Consider the following 17,186-nt stretch of genomic DNA (forward strand, 5'->3'; position numbering starts at 1 on the left):
CCGGGCGAAAACCTGTCTCGTACAAAGGGAATGTGGATTTGGCGGAAAGTAAGATTGTCGAACGAGCGATCTACCAGCCGGGTGCCTGCAGCATCGAGGGCATGCCGACCCGGCTGCATTTCTTCCATGCCCATCCCCCGATCATGCTGCGCGCGCATTGGCATGCGCAGATCGAAGTAAACTACGTGATGCGAGGATCGGTGCATTATCGCATGGCCGGCCATGATCTCAGGCTCGGCGCAGGACAGATATGTCTGTTCTGGGGCGGACAGCCGCACAGGATGGACGAATCCTCCGACGATTCCATCTATGCCGGCGCTCATCTGCCGCTGGTGCATTTCTTCCGCATGCGGCTGCCGCCGGCAATCTCGGCAATGCTCATGGGCGGCGGTTCGATGCTGACGTCCGAGGCGGATTGTGCCGACGACCGGAATTTTCCGCGCTGGCGTAGCTGGGCTAATTCCGGAGACGAGGTCAAGGCCCAACACGCTGTGGAAGAACTGCTGCTGCGCATCGAACGAATGTTTATGGAGCCTTACACGATCGTTTCGTCCGGCAAAAAATCCAAAGCCGAGAGCGCCTCGGCCTCGCCTTCGCTAGGCGTCGTGCGTATGTGCGATTTCATCGCTGCAAATTTTCTCGAGGAGATCGATGCGGTGAGTATCGCCGCCGCAGCCGGATTGCATCCGAAATACGCTATGAACCTGTTTCGCAAGTCGACGGGCATGACGCTGATCAAGTACGTGACCCTGCTGCGTCTTTCGCGGGCGCAAGCCATGCTGATAAATGGCAACGACAGCATTCTGCAGGTGGCGATGGATAGCGGCTTCGGTTCGGTGAGCGCCTTCAACAAGGCTTTCCGCCAGATCGCCGGCATGCCGCCTTCGGATTTCCGCCGCGACGTTCGCGCCGCGGCTAGGTGAGCGTCAAGAAACGGCCCTGAAACCGTACCCGCACGACCTGACGAGGGCCGGGAATGTCTGGCCAGCGCGACATCCTCGCCTTGACGAACACGCTTCCGCAAGCGCATCCAGAAGCTATGCTGTAACTAGAGATACCAAGCACGAGGCCTTTCATGACGGAGCGACATCAGTGCCACTTCCGGGAGCGCATGACGATCCGTGGCGATCTTGATGCCGCCTCCTTCGTTCCCTGGATCCGGCGGCATGCCGCCAAGCTCGGGCTCTCGCAGGCCATATCCCATGCCGGTTCCGATCGGGTTGAACTCGAGGTCGCCGGACCGGCGGAGCTGATCGACATGATGGAGATGGGATGCTTGCTCGGGCCCATCGACGTGTGGGTCGAAACGATACACCGCACACCGATCGACGGCGGAAGCGACTAAAGCGCGTCGCATTCAAGTTCACGCAACGCGCTTTACGTTTTCATTGCCTGTCGTTCCCAAAAACGCAGCGTATTCTTTGGGCGACATGCATGACGCCACGAACGGCTCTTTTCACCGTTCGGTCATCCACTGCCCTTTATTTGATCAATGTTGCCAATGCGGAATTATTATGCAAACGTGAGGCACTGAGCAGCAAGCCATCGGTATCGACTTTGGATTTGCACCAATAAGCCATTGATATTGTTGAGAAAGTTTAATTATGCTGTTCGACACGACGGGCTCTTGGACGCCAGTCGCCCTTTCCGCGGATTTGCCCGCAGGAACCGTGATGCCGGCACGGACACCCGCCGGGCCGATTGCCCTCTGGCGAAGCCAATCGGGGCGTGCGGCCGCATCGGCGGACCGTTGCCCACATCGCGGCATGCGCCTGTCTCACGGCTTCGTGCGTGGCGAGGCCCTTTCCTGCATCTATCACGGCTGGAGTTATGCGCGAACCGGAAACTGTCTGCGCATCCCGGCCCATCCAGGTCTCACGCCGCCGGAAACGATCCGCGTAGGAACGCATGAGGTCGAAGAGTCCGACGGGGTCATCTGGGTTGCCGACGGAGAACCCGCGGCTGAGCCCCCGCGGCTTGAAGGCGTCGCTCCACTGCGCTCACTGACGGCACATGCCAGCGTTGCCGTGCTTGAGGCCGCGGCGGACGCGAAGGCCGGTCCCGAGGGCCTTGTCTGGCAGGCGCAAAATTCTCAGACAATCCGACTGCTGCTTGTCCCGCAGGAGGACGATCAGACGCTGATCCATGTTCTACTGGACGATAAAAGCAGTCCATCCCAGCGCATCGCCGCGTCACGTGCCGTCGAGACCTTGCGGCGGAAGGCCGAAGATCTTCATGTGAAAGGCATCGCGCCATGACGCAAGATGCGATGATCGACGAGTGGTATCCGGTCGGCCTCTTCAGCCAGCTCGACATGCACGGACGCAAGACCGCTCTGATGGGCGAGGCAATCGAGGTGGCGCTTGACGCCGGGGGCAACGCCAAGGTGACATGCGGCGATGGGCGGCGCGCCCTCCCCGTTTGCGTGCGCTATGGCCACGTCTGGTCCTCTCGCGGCAAACCGCGGAAGGATCTTTTCGCCATTCCCGAGGCCGATCAGCCCGGCCGCCGATTTGTCGATGTCGGCGTGGTTCGCGTGCGCTGCTCCCCGTTGCGCGCGGTGGAGAACTTTCTCGACATCGCGCATTTCCCCTTTGTGCACACCGACATCCTGGGCGCAGAGCCGCACACGGAGGTCCAGAACTACAAGGTCGACATCCGGCAGGAGGAGGATGAGGTCTGGGCAACGCAGGTTAAATTCTACCAGCCGCAAGCTGCGAAATCGGCAAGCGGCGGCATCACGACCGAATACATGTACCGCGTGCCGGCGCCGACCTGTTCCGTCCTTTACAAGACGTGTCCGCCCCGCCCCGGTGAATGGGACGTCATAACCCTTTTCGTTCAGCCGCTCGCCGAAGATTTGTGCGACGTTTGGCCGTGGATGGCGCTCTTCGACGATGTCACGCCGATGACCGACCTCATCCACTTTCAACAGACGATCTTCCTGCAGGACCGGTCGATCCTTGAAAACCAGATCCCCCGGCTCCTGCCACTCGATCCCGGAATGGAAATTCCCACACGAGCCGACCTGACTTCGGTCGCCTATCGACGCTGGCTGAAACGCCACAACTACACATATGGCGCACAGTTGGTGGCGCAATGAAGCTCTACAACTATGTTCTCTCGCCCAGCTGCTACAAAGTGCGTCTGATGGCGGCACTGACCGGCGTGAAGCTGGAAATCAGGGCGGTGGACTTTCATCCCGGCACCGAGCATCGCGGCCCTGAGCTCATGGCGCTCAATCCGGCGGGCTCCATCCCGATCCTGGAGGATGGTGACCTGATCCTGACCGAATCCGCAGCCATGCTCGTCCACCTTGCCGCACAGGCGGCGCCGGAGTGGCTCGGCAGCGGCACACCGGAGGAAACGGCGCGCATCCAGCAGTGGCTTTCGTTCTCGCATCGGCTGACCACCAGCCTCGGAGGCGCGCGCCTTCACGAAATGCTCCCCCGTCCGGGGGACATCGCCGCACTTCAAGCTGAGGGCATCGCAGCGCTTCGCGAGCTGGAAGCGGGCCTGGTCGAGCAGGGCCTGCGCGGCATGCGGTTCCTCGCGTCGAACCGGCCGACGGTTGCTGATATCGCCTGCTTTCCTTACGTGGCACTCGCGCCCGACGGCGGCATCCCGCTCGACCCCTATCCGGCCATCAGGCTCTGGTCCCGCGCAATCCGCGGCCTCGAACACTTCATCGAGATGCCTGGGATTCACCGGCTGCACGAGCTGAAGCCTGAACCTGATGTCGAACCGGGGGAGGTTTGACGTGCCCGGTTACCTGTTGCGGAACTGCGCGGCGATCATCGCGGACGACGGCAAGGGGCCGACCGCCTACCGCAACGTAGACTTGCTGACGAATGGTCCTGCGATAGAGGCAATCGGCGAAAACCTTCATAAAGGCCAGCTGCCTGCCGGTACGATCACGCAAGACGCCACCGGCTGGTTCGTATATCCGGGCCTCATCAACACGCACCACCACTTCTTCCAGTGCTTCGTGCGCAACCGCGCAGATCTCGATTGGACGAAGCTTTCGGTGATCGAATGGCTCGACCGTATCTATCCGATCTTCTCGCGGCTGACCGAGGACTGCTTCTACCATGCCTCGCTCACGGCAATGGCCGAGTTGGTCAAGCACGGCTGCACCACGGCGCTCGACCACCAGTACTGCTTCCCGCGGCACGCCGGCAAACGGCTGATTGACCGGCAGTTCGAGGCCGCTGACCTTTTGGGCATGCGCTTCCATGCGGGGCGTGGCGGCAACACGCTGCCGAAATCCGAAGGCTCGACCATTCCGGACGCCATGCTGGAAACGACGGACGAGTTCATCGCCGACTGCGCGCGCCTGATCGACACCTATCATGATGCCGACCCCTTCAGCATGCGGCAGGTCGTCGTCGCGCCGTGCCAACCGGTCAACTGCTACCGTGAGACTTTCGTCGAGTCGGCGGCGCTGGCGCGCGATCGCGGCGTGCAACTGCACACGCATGTGGGCGAAGGCGAGAGCCCGGTCGTCGAGGCCCGGCACGGCATGCGGACGGTGGATTACTGCGCGGAGCTCGGATTTGCCGGCCCCGATACCTTCTATGCCCATTGCTGGGAACTGACCCATGACGAACTGCGAACGATGGCCGCGAGTGGAACCGGTGTCGCTCACTGCCCCGAGCCAGTCTATCTGGTCGGCGCCGAGGTGACGGATATTCCGGCCATGTCGGCCTTCGGTCTCCGGGTGGGTCTCGGCTGTGACGGAGCTGCCTCGAACGACAATTCAAACCTGATGCACTGCGTGCACTCCGCCTACATGCTGCAGTGCCTGAAAGCGTCGACGCGCGCGCATGCCGTCCCGCCCCCGGTCGATTTCCTCGACTATGCCACGGCCGGTGGTGCCGCCCTCCTAGGCCGCCGCGACATCGGTCGGCTCGCCCGCGGCATGGCCGCCGACCTATTTGCAATCGACACACGGCGGATGGACTTTGTCGGTACACGGCATGATCCGCTGAGCCTGATTGCCAAAGTGGGCATCGGCATGCCGACCGACATGACCATGATCAACGGCCGCATTGTCTGGGCCAAGGGTGAATTCATCGGGCTCGACGAGGCGCGGCTGTTCGCGGAGGCCGAGGCCGCTCTCGCCACAGTGGAACTTTAATACACAAAACAGGGGAACTGACATGCTGACAAACCTGACCCGAAGAACACTGATGAAGGGCGTTGCCGCCTCCGGCCTCGCCAGCGCGGTCGGCGGCCGGTCCACCATGGCCGCCGATGAGCCGCTCGGGATCACTCTCGTGATCCCCTCGCCGGTCGGCGACGTCGGCTGGGGCCATGCGCTCGCCGCCGGCCTCGAGCCGGTCAAGGCCGCTTACGGCGACAAGGTGAAGGTCACCGTCATCGAGAACATTCAGGAAGGTCCGGACGCCGACCGCATCATGAACAAGACGGTCGCCGACGGGAACAACTTCCTGATCGCAGGCTCGTTCGGCTATCAGAACGGCGCTCTGCAGATCGCTCGCCGGAATCCGGCCGTCACCGTGCTGCATGCCTCCGGTTTCCAGGTGGCTCCGAACTTCTCGCCTTTTGCGGCCAAGTATTTCCAGGGGACCTACCTGCTCGGCATGGCTGCCGCGGCGCTCTCCAAGACCGGCAAGCTGGGCTCGGTATCCGCCTTCGCCATCCCGGAGCTGATCACGTCCGTCAACGCCTTCACGCTGGGCGCCCAGGCGGTGAACCCTGATATCGAGGTGTCAGTCGTATGGGTGAACTCGTGGTTCGACCCGGCCAAAGAGCAGGAAGCGGCAAAGGCTCTGATCGCGCAGAAGTGCGACGTGATCTTCTCAAACGCGCAGGACACGCCTTCCGTTATCTCTGCCTGCGAGGAGGCTGGCGTCTACGCGTTTAATCTCAACTCGTCGATGAAGAGCTACGCTCCGAAAACCTATCTCGGCTGTGTGGCGACGGACTGGTCGCCTTTCTTCAAGGCCTCGGTCGACGCCCATGTCGCCGACACATTCAAAGGTGCCAATGCCTTCCTCGGCGTCGCCGACAAGGTCGTCGAGGTCGTCGACTGGAATCCGGATATCCCGGCCGATGTCATGACGAACATCAAGGAGATCGAAGCGAAGATCGCCGCCGGCAGCTTCTCGCCTTTCACCGGGCCGATCACCAGGGCGGACGGCAGCGAAGCGGCCGCCTCCGGTGCAACGCTCACCGATGGCGAGATCGTCGCGATGGACTGGCACGTCAAGGGCATCACCACACCTCTGCCGAAGTGAGCCATGACCGCTCCGCTCCTGTCGCTCCGCGCCATTTCCAAAAGCTACGGCCAGATCCATGCCAATCAAGGTATCGATCTGGACGTGGCGCCACAGTCTATCCATGCGGTCCTCGGAGAGAACGGGGCGGGCAAATCGACGCTGATGAAGCTGATCTACGGCGTCGAGCAGCCAGACGACGGAACCGTCGTCTGGGAAGGAGAGCCTTTAAGCCTTGCCTCCCCCGCGGAGGCGAGGCGCAAGGGGATCGGCATGGTGTTCCAGCACTTCTTGCTCTTCGATACCCTGACGGTCGTGGAGAACATTCAACTGGTCGTACCCGGCCGGAAAGCCGATCTCATGGAACGCATCCGGACGTTTGGACGCGACTTCGGCCTCGAAGTCGATCCGCTCGCCCATGTGCACGCGCTTTCTGTCGGCGAGCGGCAGCGGGTGGAGATCATCCGATGCCTGATGATCAAGCCGAGGCTGCTGATCCTCGACGAACCCACCTCCGTCCTGCCGCCGCAATCGGTGGACAAGCTCTTCGATACCCTGCGACGTCTGCGCGACGGCGGTGTTTCCATCCTGTTCATCTCGCACAAGCTCGAGGAAATTCGGGCGATCTGCGACAGGGCGACGATCCTGCGCGGCGGGCGCGTCACCGGCCACGTGGACCCGCGCGAACACAATGCGCATGATCTTGCCCGCATGATGATCGGCCGCGACATGCCGGAGCCGATGCCGGCGCTTCCCCAGTCTGGCGGAGAAAAGCGGCTTGAGATCATCGGCCTGGCCTATCGGCCGGATGACCCCTTTGCCGTGCCGCTCTCCAACATCAGCCTCACTGTACGTGCTGGCGAAATCCTTGGAATAGCCGGGATTTCGGGTAACGGGCAAAGCGAGCTGGCCGCGTTGATATCCGGCGAAGCGGTCCTGCCGCGGGAACAGCGCGACCGGATCTACATGATGGGCAAGGATGTCGGCACGCTCGATGCGGCTGCCCGTCGGCAGCTTGGATTTGCGTTCGTCCCCGAAGACCGGCTCGGACGCGGCGCCGTACCTGAAATGTCGCTCGTTCTCAACAGCCTCCTGACCGCGCATCCGCTCGGCCTGCTCAGGCATGGTCTCGTCGACAAGGCGAAGGCGAAGGCGTTCACCAACGAGTGCATCCGTCAATACGATGTCCGCACGCCGGGCCCGGACGCGGAAGCCGGCGCGCTCTCCGGCGGCAATCTGCAGAAGTTCATCGTCGGCCGCGAGATCATGCTCTCTCCGAAACTGCTGTTCGTGGCGCAGCCGACCTGGGGCGTCGACGTCGGTGCCGCATCCGCCGTCCGCAGGCGGCTCGTCACGCTGCGCAATGAGGGCATGGCCATCCTCGTCATTTCCGAGGAACTCGAGGAGCTTTTCGAACTCTGCGATTCCATCCAGGTGCTGCACCACGGCACGCTGAGCCCGCCACTCGTCACACGGGACACGCGACCCGAGGAGATCGGCCGATACATGATCGGCGCTCATCCTTCGCGCGGGAAGGCCCTGGCATGAGCGCTTTTTCTGCAGCCTTCCTTCCCACTCTTGTCCGCCGGGAGCGCGCCTCGCTTGCCGCGACGCTCCTTGCGCCCCCCGTCGCATTGGCCGTGGCGACCGTTCTCAATCTCGGGCTCTACGTCCTGATGGGCCGCGATCCGCCCGCCGTCCTGTACGCGATGCTTCTCGAGCCGTTCCTGTCCTGGGCGTCGTTCTCAGAGGTGCTGCTGAAGACGGGTCCCCTCCTCCTTATCGCACAGGGCCTCGCGATCGGCTTTCGAGCGAAGGTCTTCAACATCGGTGCCGAGGGCCAGTTCATCCTGGGCGCGATATTCGCCTCGTCCATCCCCGTCTGGTTTCCGCAGGCGACAGGTCAGTGGATCTGGCCGATGATGCTGCTCCTTGGCGCAGTCGGTGGCGCCCTGTGGGCATCGATTACCGCCTTCTGGCGCGTCAGACTCAATGCGAACGAAATCCTCGTGTCCCTGATGCTAAGTCTCGTTGCCGCGCAGTTCCTCAACTACCTGCTCCTTGGCCCCTGGAAGGATCCCAACGGCTTCAACTTCCCTCAGTCCGTCATGTTCCAGTATGACGCGATGGTGCCGGTCCTGATTTCCGGTACCCGTGTAAACGTCTCGCTTCTCCTGACGATCGCCCTGTCGATTGCGGCATGGATCTTCATGCAGAAGAGCTTTGTCGGCTACAAGCTTCAGGTTGGCGGCCTCGCGCCGCGTGCCGCCGGCTACGCCGGCTTCAACCAAGGGTGGGCGATCTGGCTTTCCCTTCTGATAGGGGGCTGCGCGGCCGGCCTCGCCGGCGCAGCAGAGGTTGCCGGCCCCCTTGGCCAGCTACAGCGCTCGATTTCGAGCGGTTATGGCTATGCGGCCATCATCGTTGCTTATCTCGGCGGCCTGCATCCGATCGGCATCGTTATCTCCGCGCTGTTCATGGCGATTCTCTACATCGGGGGGGATAATGCCATGGTATCGGCAAACCTGCCGATCGCCGCGGTCCGCGTCTTCCAGGGCAGCCTCCTTCTCGCCTACCTCATCGCCGTCGCCTTCGTGCGGTATCGTCTCGCATGGCGCCGTACCGCCTACCGGAGCCAGCCATGAGCGCCATCGAGTTCATTCTTGCCGGCATGCTCGCGGCTGCGACACCGTATCTCCTCGCAGCTCTCGGCGAGCTGGTGGTCGAGCGAGCCGGGGTCCTCAACCTGGGCGTGGAGGGCTTGATGGCCCTTGGCGCGGTGCTCGCCTTCATCGTCGTCTATCATGGCGGGGGGCACCTTCTGGGATTCGTTGCCGCCGGGCTAGGCAGCGCCGTCCTATCCCTGGTTTTCGCCGTCGTCACGCTCGGATTTCGGGCGAACCAGGTGGCGGCAGGCCTTGCTATAGGCATCCTCGGCCAAGGTCTCTCGGCGCTTTTCGGCAAGACCTATGAGAGCCTCACGATCAGGGGGCTTCCCAAGCTTGCCTTTCCATGGCTTTCCGAAATCCCCGTAATCGGCGGTCTTTTCATCCAGGACGTCGTCGTCTGGCTTTCCCTTGCCGCAGCCTTCGCCATTTGGGCGATGTTTGCCTATACGAAGGTCGGTCTCGTCATACGGGCCATCGGCGAGAATCCCAAAGCCGCCCACGCCATTGGCTATTCGGTCATCACCGTCCGCTTCGCCGCCATCGCGTTTGGCGGCGCGATGGCGGGCTTTGCCGGCGCCTATGCGGCGGTGGTTTACACGCCGCTCTGGGCCGACGGGATGATCGCCGGGCGTGGTTGGATCGCGATCGCACTCGTCGTCTTCGGGACGTGGCTCACGGGCCGGATCTTCTTGGGGGCGTGCCTCTTCGGCGCCGTATCCCTGATGGGCCTCGCGGCCCAGGCGACCGGACTGGACCTTCCGTCACAACTGCTTGCGAGCCTGCCCTATCTCGTCACGATCATCGTGCTCGGCATCATTTCGGCAGACCGCCGCCTGCTGAAGCTCAACGGCGTGGCATCGCTCGGCGAACCATTCGAACGCTAGTCTAGCAACAGCGCGAAGCGGGGCTCACAAAAATTTCGTCGCCTCTAACGGGTCCGAACCATCCTGGACCCGTGCACTTCATCGGGTTTATCCGATTAACTATTGCTTCTTTCTCCGTACGAAGGCCCGCTTTCGAGCCGTTGCCGTTATCAGCCGCAAAGGCTGCTTTGAGCAAAAAAGATCAACTAGCCCGCGTCGCCAAGCGGTATTTTGACGCCAGAAACGCCGCTAGCTCCGCTCGGCAGTCGACGAGCGGACCGACATCTTGGCGTGCCTTTGCAATCGCCATGGCACCGGAATAGGCGGCGATTACCAGCGTTGCGAGGCTGCTTGGATTGAGGTCGCGTACGTGTTTTGATGCCAGGTCCGCCTCAAACTTTGCAGATAGCGCCTCGTGCCAGGCATCGAAGACCCCGCTGAGAACGTCGCGCATTTCCGGGTCATGGCGGGAGACTTCCATAGCCATGTTGTTGAGCGGGCAGCCGGAGACCGAGCCTTTGCGCGTCAGTTCGCTGATGATGTTTGCAAAGATGAGATCGATTGCCATTGGCGCGTCCGCACACGCGTCCAGCGGCTCGATCCATGTTTGCCGAACGGCTTCCGCCACCCGATCGTGGATGACCGCCAGTCCGAGTTCGCGCTTTGCTGGGAAATGATGCGCCATTGCACCGCCGGACACTGACGCCTTTTCGCGCAGCTCCAACATTCCTGTCGCGATGTAACCCTGGCTGACAAAGGCGTCGTATGCCGCGTCGATGATCCGGCGACGCACGCCCTGGGGGTCATTGGTTCTTCTGTTTCCGGTCATGGAACCCGTACGCGATTTGCATCAACAATAGCATCTTGACAAAACAGGTCAATCGTCCTGTGATGAAACAGGACGATTGACCTGTCAGGAGATACCATGAACCCACACACGGTGTTTGAGCTCCGCCGCTACCGGCTTCTCCCTGACGGCAGAGAAGCATTGATCAGCCTGTTTGACAGGGAATTCGTAGAACCGCAGGAGGCGCTGGGTATGCGCATAAAAGGTGAGTTTCGCGACCTTGACGATCCCGATGCCTTTGTCTGGGTTCGCTCCTTCAAGGATATGGAAGCCCGGACGGAAGCGCTCAAATCCTTTTATTCTGGTCCGGTCTGGAAAGAACATGGACCAGCCGCCAACGCGACGATGCTCAACTCGGACAACGTCTTGCTCCTGAGGCCGACGGGGAGCGTGCAACCGTTCGCGCACAATCTGCAAAGGTATCAGGAGGTGGAGCGGCCCGAGACGGAAGGTCTCATTATCGTGAATATCTGCTCGCTGGCGCCCAGAACCGAAGAGGAGTTTGCGAGCTTCTTCAACGACAATGCACTTCCGGCCATGCAAGAAGCCGGCGCGGGTATCGATGCCGTGTTTGTGACGGAGCGAAGCGAAAACGGCTTTCCGAGGCTTCCGGTTCGCGAGGGAGAGACGGTGCTTGTCTGGTTCGAATGCCACAAGGACGAGGAAAGTGCAGTGCGCTATCGAGAGCGACTGCGTCAGAACGTCAATTGGGTGCACGAGGTCTACCCACGAATGGACCGCCAGTGTTGGCGGAAGATTGAGGTGGCACGCTTAACACCGACATCGCGGTCGCTTTGCGCCTGGTGACTCGCTTTGCCCGCTCTTTGGTGAGAAGCATCCTCGACGGCACTTTTGCGCCGAACTTCCGCTCACGGTCCCATTGCAGACCTCTCAGCGTTTTGCGAATTATGACCGACCAAAGGTGGAGGATGCGTGATGCTGATTGTGTTCGGTGGCTTACCTGGAGCGGGCAAAACGACGATCGCGCGAGCGATAGCAGCGCGGCGATCAGCAACTTACCTGCGCATCGACGAGATCGAGCAAGCCATACGATCGGCAGGATTTTTGGCAGACGTCGGGCCAACAGGATATGCCGTGGCCAACGCATTGGCGGCATCCAATCTGAAGAATGGCTGCCTGGTGCTGGCCGATTGCGTCAATCCCGTTCTCGAAAGCCGACAGGGATGGCGCGCGACGGCGGCCGGCGTTCAAAAGCCGCTGCTCGAGGTCGAGGTCATATGCTCTGATCCCACCGAACATCGCCGTCGGGTCGAAGAGCGCCATTCTGACATTGACGGCCTCACGCCCCCGACGTGGCAAGCGGTCCTGGCCCATGACTATTCGCCATGGCCCGAGCCTCATCTGGTGATCGACACTGCCGTCCTTGCGCCGCATGAGGCGATCGAAATGGTCGAAAGGCACATGAACCTCTGAGACCACTTCCGACTCGTTGAGAGATTCGCATCATCAAACGTCGCGGGAGGTCCACTTGACCAAACCACAGTTCTTGGCCTGAAGCCGAATGCATAGAGAGGCAAAAGCTGGAGGGGGATAACCTTTGCCCTCGATCTCGCAACAGTGCTGACATCCGTTCAGCAGTCCACGGTATCCCGACGCAGAACCAGTGCTGACCTCGTGGAAGACCTCGCTCACCGCGTTCGGAGCAGGAATGCGCGCAGTACTGGTTGAGCTTTATACGGGACTGGCCAACCACTTTTTCCGCTCCAGAAACAGTTGGTCGCTAAGGAAAAGGCCATCATGGCTGCGAACCGTAGACCCGCGGCGTGCCTTTCCGTCGGCTTTCATCTGCTTTCCGAAAGCTCCGCATTCACACCCGCACGGCGGCGGAAGCGTTCGGCCGCGAAATCTACGAAGGCGCGCACCCGAGCCGAGACCATGCGCCCTTCCGCGTGCACGACATGTATCGGCACCGGCTCGCGCTCGTAGTCGGAAAGCACGGCCTTAAGCCGGCCGGCCTGTATGTCGGGCGCCACTTGGTAGGACTGGAATCGAGATAATCCCCAACCAGCTACAGCGGCGGCGATGGCCGCATCATTGGTATTGCAGATGAGGCGCGCGCTGACTGGAACGCGAATGCTGCTGTCGCGTCCGAAAAGCCATTCCGAATGGCCGAAAAGGCCCTCGCGTCCGATTATGCGGTGATGAGCAAGGTCCTGCGGGCTCTGGGGCTCGCCAAAGCGGGCGAAATACTCCGGCGAGCCGCAGAGTACCTGCCTGACCCAACCAACGCGGCGGGCAACGAGGCCGGAGGCGGGGAGTGCTGCGATGCGTACCGCGACATCCAAGCCTTCCTCAACCAGATTGGTCACGCGGTCGACGAAGACGGTTTTCACCTGCATGGCAGGGTAGAGATTAAGAAAATCGAGAATGACGGGGAGCACATGGATGCGTCCGAAGAGCGCGGGCGCCGTTACCGTGAGCAACCCCGCCGGATGCGTGAAGCTACCCGCCGCATTGGCTTCCGCCTCGGCAATTTCCGCGAGAATACGCCGGCAATCGGCGACATAGCCTTCGCCCGCCGCAGTCAGCTTCAGCGAACGGGTCGTGCGAACCAGGAGGCGCGTACCGATCTGTTCCTCTAGCTTCGCAATGGCCCGGGTCACCGATGGCGGGCTCATATGCAGTACTTTGGCGGCAGGCGCAAATCCGCCGCTTTCCACCACATGCACGAAAATCCGCATCGCCTGCCAGCGATCCATTGAGTCCCTGCCCCCGCGTCATTATTGCACAGAATGCAATGGTCTAGTGCTTTCTGGAGTGCTTATCAACTCCGCGTCTAATAATCATCTTACGGTCTTCCTTTTCTTCCGTAGGAGACAGACATGAAGCTCTACTATCATCCACTTTCCGGCCATGCGCATCGCGCCCGCCTCTTTCTCTCGCTGCTCGGAATCGAGCATGAACTCGTGCTCGTCGATCTTGCCCGGAAGGAGCACAAGGAGCCGAATTTCCTCAATCTCAATCCGTTCGGCCAGGTTCCAGTGCTCGATGACGGCGGCACGATCATCTGCGATTCCAACGCCATCCTCGTCTATCTCGCGAAAAAGACGGGACGCACCGACTGGCTACCGGAAGATGCCGAGGGCGCGGCGGCCATTCAGCGCTGGCTTTCGGTCGCCGCAGGCCAGATTGCCTATGGTCCGGCACAGGCGCGCCTCATCAACGTGTTCCAGGCGCCCTATCGGCCGGAAGAAGTCATTCCTCGTTCCCATGCGATCCTGACGCTGATCGAGGCCGCCCTCGAGGATAGGGACTGGATTGCCGCCGGCCAGCCGACCGTCGCCGATGTCGCGCTCTACAGCTACGTGGCGCGCGCGCCGGAGGGCGACGTCGATCTTCAGCACTATTCGAACATTCGCACCTGGCTCGACCGCATCGAGGCGCTGCCGGGCTTCGTCGACTTCCAGAAGACCCCGGTGGGTCTGGCGGCCTGAGGAGGCATTGTCATGGAGAACCCCTCCTTGCCCCCTTCCCCCTGGCATGAAGGCGAGATTGCCTTGCAGAGGCGGTTGGGCGTGGACGCACGCATGGACGAGGTCGGGCGCCGGGTCGTGCGCGACCATCTGATCGACCAGCATCGGGAATTCTATCCCCTGCTCCCGATGGTCGTGCTGGGGTCGGTGGACCAGGACGGCGACGTCTGGGCAACGCTGAGAGCGGGACGTCCCGGCTTTCTCCATGCACCGGACTCACACAGACTGACCGTCGAACTCGCCAGAGAGCTGGCGGATCCTGCCGAGGCGGGCATGGATGATGGCGCCTCGCTCGCCCTCCTCGGCATCGATCTCGGCACGCGCCGCCGCAACCGGCTGAACGGCACCTTGCGCCGCCATGCGCAGGGTTTCGATCTCATCGCAGATCAGAGCTTTGGTAACTGTCCGAAATATATCCAGCTCCGGCGGGTCCACTTCGTCCGCGATCCGTCGGAGCCACCGGCGGTGCCTCCCAGACTGAGCTCCGAGCTTGACGACGCCGGGCGCGCTCTTGTGGGGCAAGCGGATACCTTTTTTGTCGCCACCTATGCCGACCTCCATGCTGGGCGGCAGTTGGACGTCTCCCATCGCGGCGGCCGCGCGGGCTTCGTGCATGTCGGCGAAGACGACTGGCTGACGATCCCGGATTTCGTTGGTAACCGCTTCTTCAACACGCTCGGCAATATCGCGCTCAATCCGCGCGCCGGGCTTGTCATCCCGGACTTCGCGACGGGTGGCCTCCTGCAGATGACCGGCGAGGCCGAGCTCTTGTTCGATCAACCCGGTCGCGAGCCTTTCGAAGGGGCCGAACGCTACTGGCGTTTCCGTCCACGCCGCATCGTCTGGCGGGCCGACGCACTACCGATCCGCTACGATTTTGCCGAATGGTCACCCTTCGCACTCGCCACCGGCACCTGGTGGCCGGCCGCTACGACGAGAGGAGCCACGATCGGCGAAGGTGTCCCGACCAGGTCATCGGCAACGGTCACCGGGTCTGTTTGACGCCGGTCTCTGCTCCCGTGATCTCCGCGGTTGGGCTGACGAGGTTCTCTGACCGAAGCCTGAATGCGTAAAGCGCCACGACGAAGATGAACCACAATAGACTGCCGCTGTTGAAGAAAATACTTTCGAGGCCGGCATTGAAGAGCGCGTAGAGCCATATGCGGACGAAGAGCCGCGTCATGTTTGAATGCATGCCGCTTTCATCGCGGCGGTTGAGGTCGCGCAGCGGCAGGAAAAGGACCAGGATTAAGGTGAGGATCAAACCAGGAATGCCGGTGTGCAGCAAGATGTCGAGATAGCCATTGTGGCCGTTATAGGCTTGCACCGCCCATGTCTCAACCGTGCCGCCGCTGTGGACGAGTTCACTGGTCTGCCAGAATCCTTTTAATCCATATCCGGTGATCGGTTTCTCGGAGATCGCGGAAAAAGCGAAGCGCCAAATGTCGGCTCGGTTGGTGAAGGTGGCGTCTATCCCGAGGCTGGATACGAATTCACCAAGCGGCCTGATGACCGACGGACCGACGGCCAAAAGATTGTATGTGGCTACTCCTCCGACGGCAATCGGGATGCGCAGGACGCGGAAACGTTCGAACAGCCAGGCGAGGATCAGGACTGCCGGCAGCATGGCCGAGGCGGATTTCCCGCCAGTATGGATCAGGAAAAAGCAGGAAAGCGCCAAGATCGCCAGCCCGATGCCTCGCGACCAAACCGACATGACGAAGAAGCCAAAGAACGAGGCAATCACCATCGCCCCGGCGGCGACGTTCTTATGCGGGAAATGCCCCCTCCAGAAGCCGGCATTCATCGGTTCGCGTAGTTCCGATGCCTGATGGATCGACACCTCCGGCATCAAGATCACGCCGAAGTAGGCTATGCCGAGCATGATCAGCGTGCCGGTCGCCAGTAGCTTGGCGAACTGCCTTTCCGATGAAGGCAACAGCAGGAAAATGCTCGCATTGATCTGCACGATGATCGCGAGGATCAGCGCCTTGATACCCAGGAAGGGATGGTTCGAAAGAAGCGCCGTGAACAGGAACCATCCGAAGATGGCAGCGTGCAGCCAGCGGGGCCGCAGGATGATCGACCGGAGCGAATGCTGGAGGCCGTTGATCAGCATGCCGCCGAAGATCAGCAACGTGATGATCTGGTTGAGACGGTTCGAGTTCTCAGCGGAAGGATCGAGTATTGCGGCGCCAGTAAGGTCGACATAAGGATCGATCGTAATTAACAAGAACAAGAAGATCGCCATGAACAGTGTGACGCCGAACACGTTTCGGTCCGGTATGACGGGTGCGGTGACTTCTGCTGTCGGGCTTCGCATGGCGCGATCTCTCACGCATACCTGTGCGGATGGGCAAGCCGGCGCGCCTCGCCAAATGCGGCTCCGCCCAGGGCCCAGGCGCTAAGAAGAATGAGCATGCGCGGCGGCCGGCCCTTGGAGCCCCGGGGGACGGCCGGGGAGTTCATGAGAATATTGGTGATTCCAGGCTGTTGGCGCTTGCTGATATGGTGCATAGGGTCGCAGTGGTGACGATGGCCACAAATCCGATCGAGGGAGTAAACGCCACGAGGCGTGCCGCTGCCGGGGAATTCAACCGATCGTTGGCTTTCAAGCTCTTTCGGCCGGTCCATTGACTCCTCCGCCCGTGCCGTCTTTGGCGAGCCTCTGCTTCACCGGGCATTCTTGTGCATACCTATGCGAGCGGTGTGAATATCGGGTTAACCAAGAAAACCGATGGCATCCTGTATAGTTTGCGGCTACTGCGTCGCGCGTTCGTAGACACCGCGATCGATAGTGATGCTGCCAATCAAGCAATTCTTCAGCCCGCATCAAGTGATCAGTCCCCACGGGCAACGCACTCGCATCGACACCTGAAGTACACTGAATCAGGATCGCTTCCCCAGATGTCCCACGCGGCAAGTGCTTCCTGGATTTCGCTGTCCTTGGCTACGTTCTTTCGCACGAGCTCGGGACCCAGAAGACTTCGTTTTGCGTCTGCAACCGTTTCTGCGCGGGCGAGTGCGTCTGCGCTGTGGTTCACATAGCTTGCGCCAGTCCAAATCGGTGT

General features: G+C 61.3%; 17 protein-coding genes. 14 read left to right on the forward strand and 3 right to left on the reverse strand.

The window, feature by feature from the left end; genetic code table 11:
- The first annotated feature begins 32 nt into the window (after positions 1-32).
- From PYH37_RS07500 to PYH37_RS07545, 10 genes are all read left to right on the forward strand, one after another.
- Complete coding sequence (locus PYH37_RS07500; RefSeq protein ID WP_280730802.1) at positions 33-923, forward strand: helix-turn-helix domain-containing protein; 891 nt, start codon at positions 33-35, stop codon at positions 921-923.
- A 152-nt stretch (positions 924-1,075) separates the two neighbouring features.
- On the forward strand, positions 1,076-1,345 hold the full coding sequence (locus tag PYH37_RS07505) for an acylphosphatase (RefSeq protein WP_280730803.1): 270 nt from the start codon (positions 1,076-1,078) through the stop codon (positions 1,343-1,345).
- Between the two features lie 259 nt (positions 1,346-1,604).
- The gene (locus PYH37_RS07510; RefSeq protein ID WP_280730804.1) at positions 1,605-2,258 is read left to right on the forward strand and encodes a Rieske 2Fe-2S domain-containing protein; all 654 of its coding nucleotides are present in this window, start codon (positions 1,605-1,607) and stop codon (positions 2,256-2,258) included.
- Positions 2,255-3,103: an aromatic ring-hydroxylating oxygenase subunit alpha gene (locus PYH37_RS07515; protein ID WP_280730805.1), complete on the forward strand. Its 849-nt coding sequence runs from the start codon at positions 2,255-2,257 to the stop codon at positions 3,101-3,103. Before PYH37_RS07510 ends, PYH37_RS07515 begins: the two co-directional genes overlap by 4 nt.
- Entirely contained in the window at positions 3,100-3,759 is a 660-nt protein-coding gene (locus PYH37_RS07520; protein ID WP_280730806.1) for a glutathione S-transferase family protein, read from the forward strand. Before PYH37_RS07515 ends, PYH37_RS07520 begins: the two co-directional genes overlap by 4 nt.
- A gap of 1 nt (position 3,760) precedes the next feature.
- Positions 3,761-5,140 carry an amidohydrolase gene (locus PYH37_RS07525; RefSeq protein ID WP_280730807.1) on the forward strand — a complete coding sequence of 460 codons (1,380 nt, stop codon included), beginning with the start codon at positions 3,761-3,763 and terminating at the stop codon, positions 5,138-5,140.
- A 25-nt stretch (positions 5,141-5,165) separates the two neighbouring features.
- Positions 5,166-6,263: a BMP family ABC transporter substrate-binding protein gene (locus PYH37_RS07530; RefSeq protein WP_280732439.1), complete on the forward strand. Its 1,098-nt coding sequence runs from the start codon at positions 5,166-5,168 to the stop codon at positions 6,261-6,263.
- Positions 6,264-6,266: 3 nt separating this feature from the next.
- Positions 6,267-7,790 carry an ABC transporter ATP-binding protein gene (locus PYH37_RS07535; protein ID WP_280730808.1) on the forward strand — a complete coding sequence of 508 codons (1,524 nt, stop codon included), beginning with the start codon at positions 6,267-6,269 and terminating at the stop codon, positions 7,788-7,790.
- Positions 7,787-8,887, forward strand: coding sequence for an ABC transporter permease (locus PYH37_RS07540; RefSeq protein ID WP_280730809.1), 1,101 nt, complete (start codon positions 7,787-7,789; stop codon positions 8,885-8,887). Before PYH37_RS07535 ends, PYH37_RS07540 begins: the two co-directional genes overlap by 4 nt.
- Complete coding sequence (locus tag PYH37_RS07545; protein WP_280730810.1) at positions 8,884-9,795, forward strand: ABC transporter permease; 912 nt, start codon at positions 8,884-8,886, stop codon at positions 9,793-9,795. Before PYH37_RS07540 ends, PYH37_RS07545 begins: the two co-directional genes overlap by 4 nt.
- Before the next feature lie 181 nt (positions 9,796-9,976).
- On the opposite strand, the gene PYH37_RS07550 is transcribed toward PYH37_RS07545, so the two are convergent.
- Positions 9,977-10,603, reverse strand: coding sequence for a TetR/AcrR family transcriptional regulator (locus PYH37_RS07550; protein ID WP_280730811.1), 627 nt, complete (start codon positions 10,601-10,603; stop codon positions 9,977-9,979).
- A 96-nt stretch (positions 10,604-10,699) separates the two neighbouring features.
- On the opposite strand from PYH37_RS07550, the gene PYH37_RS07555 reads away from it, so the two are divergent.
- A complete protein-coding gene (locus PYH37_RS07555) occupies positions 10,700-11,428 on the forward strand; it encodes an NIPSNAP family protein (RefSeq protein WP_280730812.1) in 729 nt (242 codons plus the stop codon).
- Positions 11,429-11,557: 129 nt separating this feature from the next.
- Positions 11,558-12,055 (forward strand): P-loop nucleotide/nucleoside kinase family protein, encoded by a 498-nt coding sequence (locus tag PYH37_RS07560; RefSeq protein ID WP_280730813.1) that lies wholly within the window; start codon positions 11,558-11,560, stop codon positions 12,053-12,055.
- Positions 12,056-12,423: 368 nt separating this feature from the next.
- Here the strand turns inward: PYH37_RS07560 and PYH37_RS07565 are convergent, their stop codons facing one another.
- Positions 12,424-13,341: a LysR family transcriptional regulator gene (locus tag PYH37_RS07565; RefSeq protein WP_280730814.1), complete on the reverse strand. Its 918-nt coding sequence runs from the start codon at positions 13,339-13,341 to the stop codon at positions 12,424-12,426.
- 123 nt (positions 13,342-13,464) lie between these two features.
- On the opposite strand from PYH37_RS07565, the gene PYH37_RS07570 reads away from it, so the two are divergent.
- Together PYH37_RS07570 and PYH37_RS07575 are read left to right on the forward strand one after the other, a co-directional pair.
- Positions 13,465-14,076, forward strand: coding sequence for a glutathione S-transferase family protein (locus tag PYH37_RS07570; protein ID WP_280730815.1), 612 nt, complete (start codon positions 13,465-13,467; stop codon positions 14,074-14,076).
- A gap of 12 nt (positions 14,077-14,088) precedes the next feature.
- Positions 14,089-15,117 carry a pyridoxamine 5'-phosphate oxidase family protein gene (locus PYH37_RS07575; RefSeq protein WP_280730816.1) on the forward strand — a complete coding sequence of 343 codons (1,029 nt, stop codon included), beginning with the start codon at positions 14,089-14,091 and terminating at the stop codon, positions 15,115-15,117.
- On the opposite strand, the gene PYH37_RS07580 is transcribed toward PYH37_RS07575, so the two are convergent.
- The gene (locus PYH37_RS07580; protein ID WP_280730817.1) at positions 15,101-16,438 is read right to left on the reverse strand and encodes an O-antigen ligase family protein; all 1,338 of its coding nucleotides are present in this window, start codon (positions 16,436-16,438) and stop codon (positions 15,101-15,103) included. The two genes, PYH37_RS07575 and PYH37_RS07580, sit on opposite strands and share 17 nt — an antisense overlap.
- Positions 16,439-17,186: the final 748 nt, after the last annotated feature.

This window comes from Sinorhizobium numidicum, from assembly GCF_029892045.1.
GTDB lineage: Bacteria > Pseudomonadota > Alphaproteobacteria > Rhizobiales > Rhizobiaceae > Sinorhizobium > Sinorhizobium numidicum.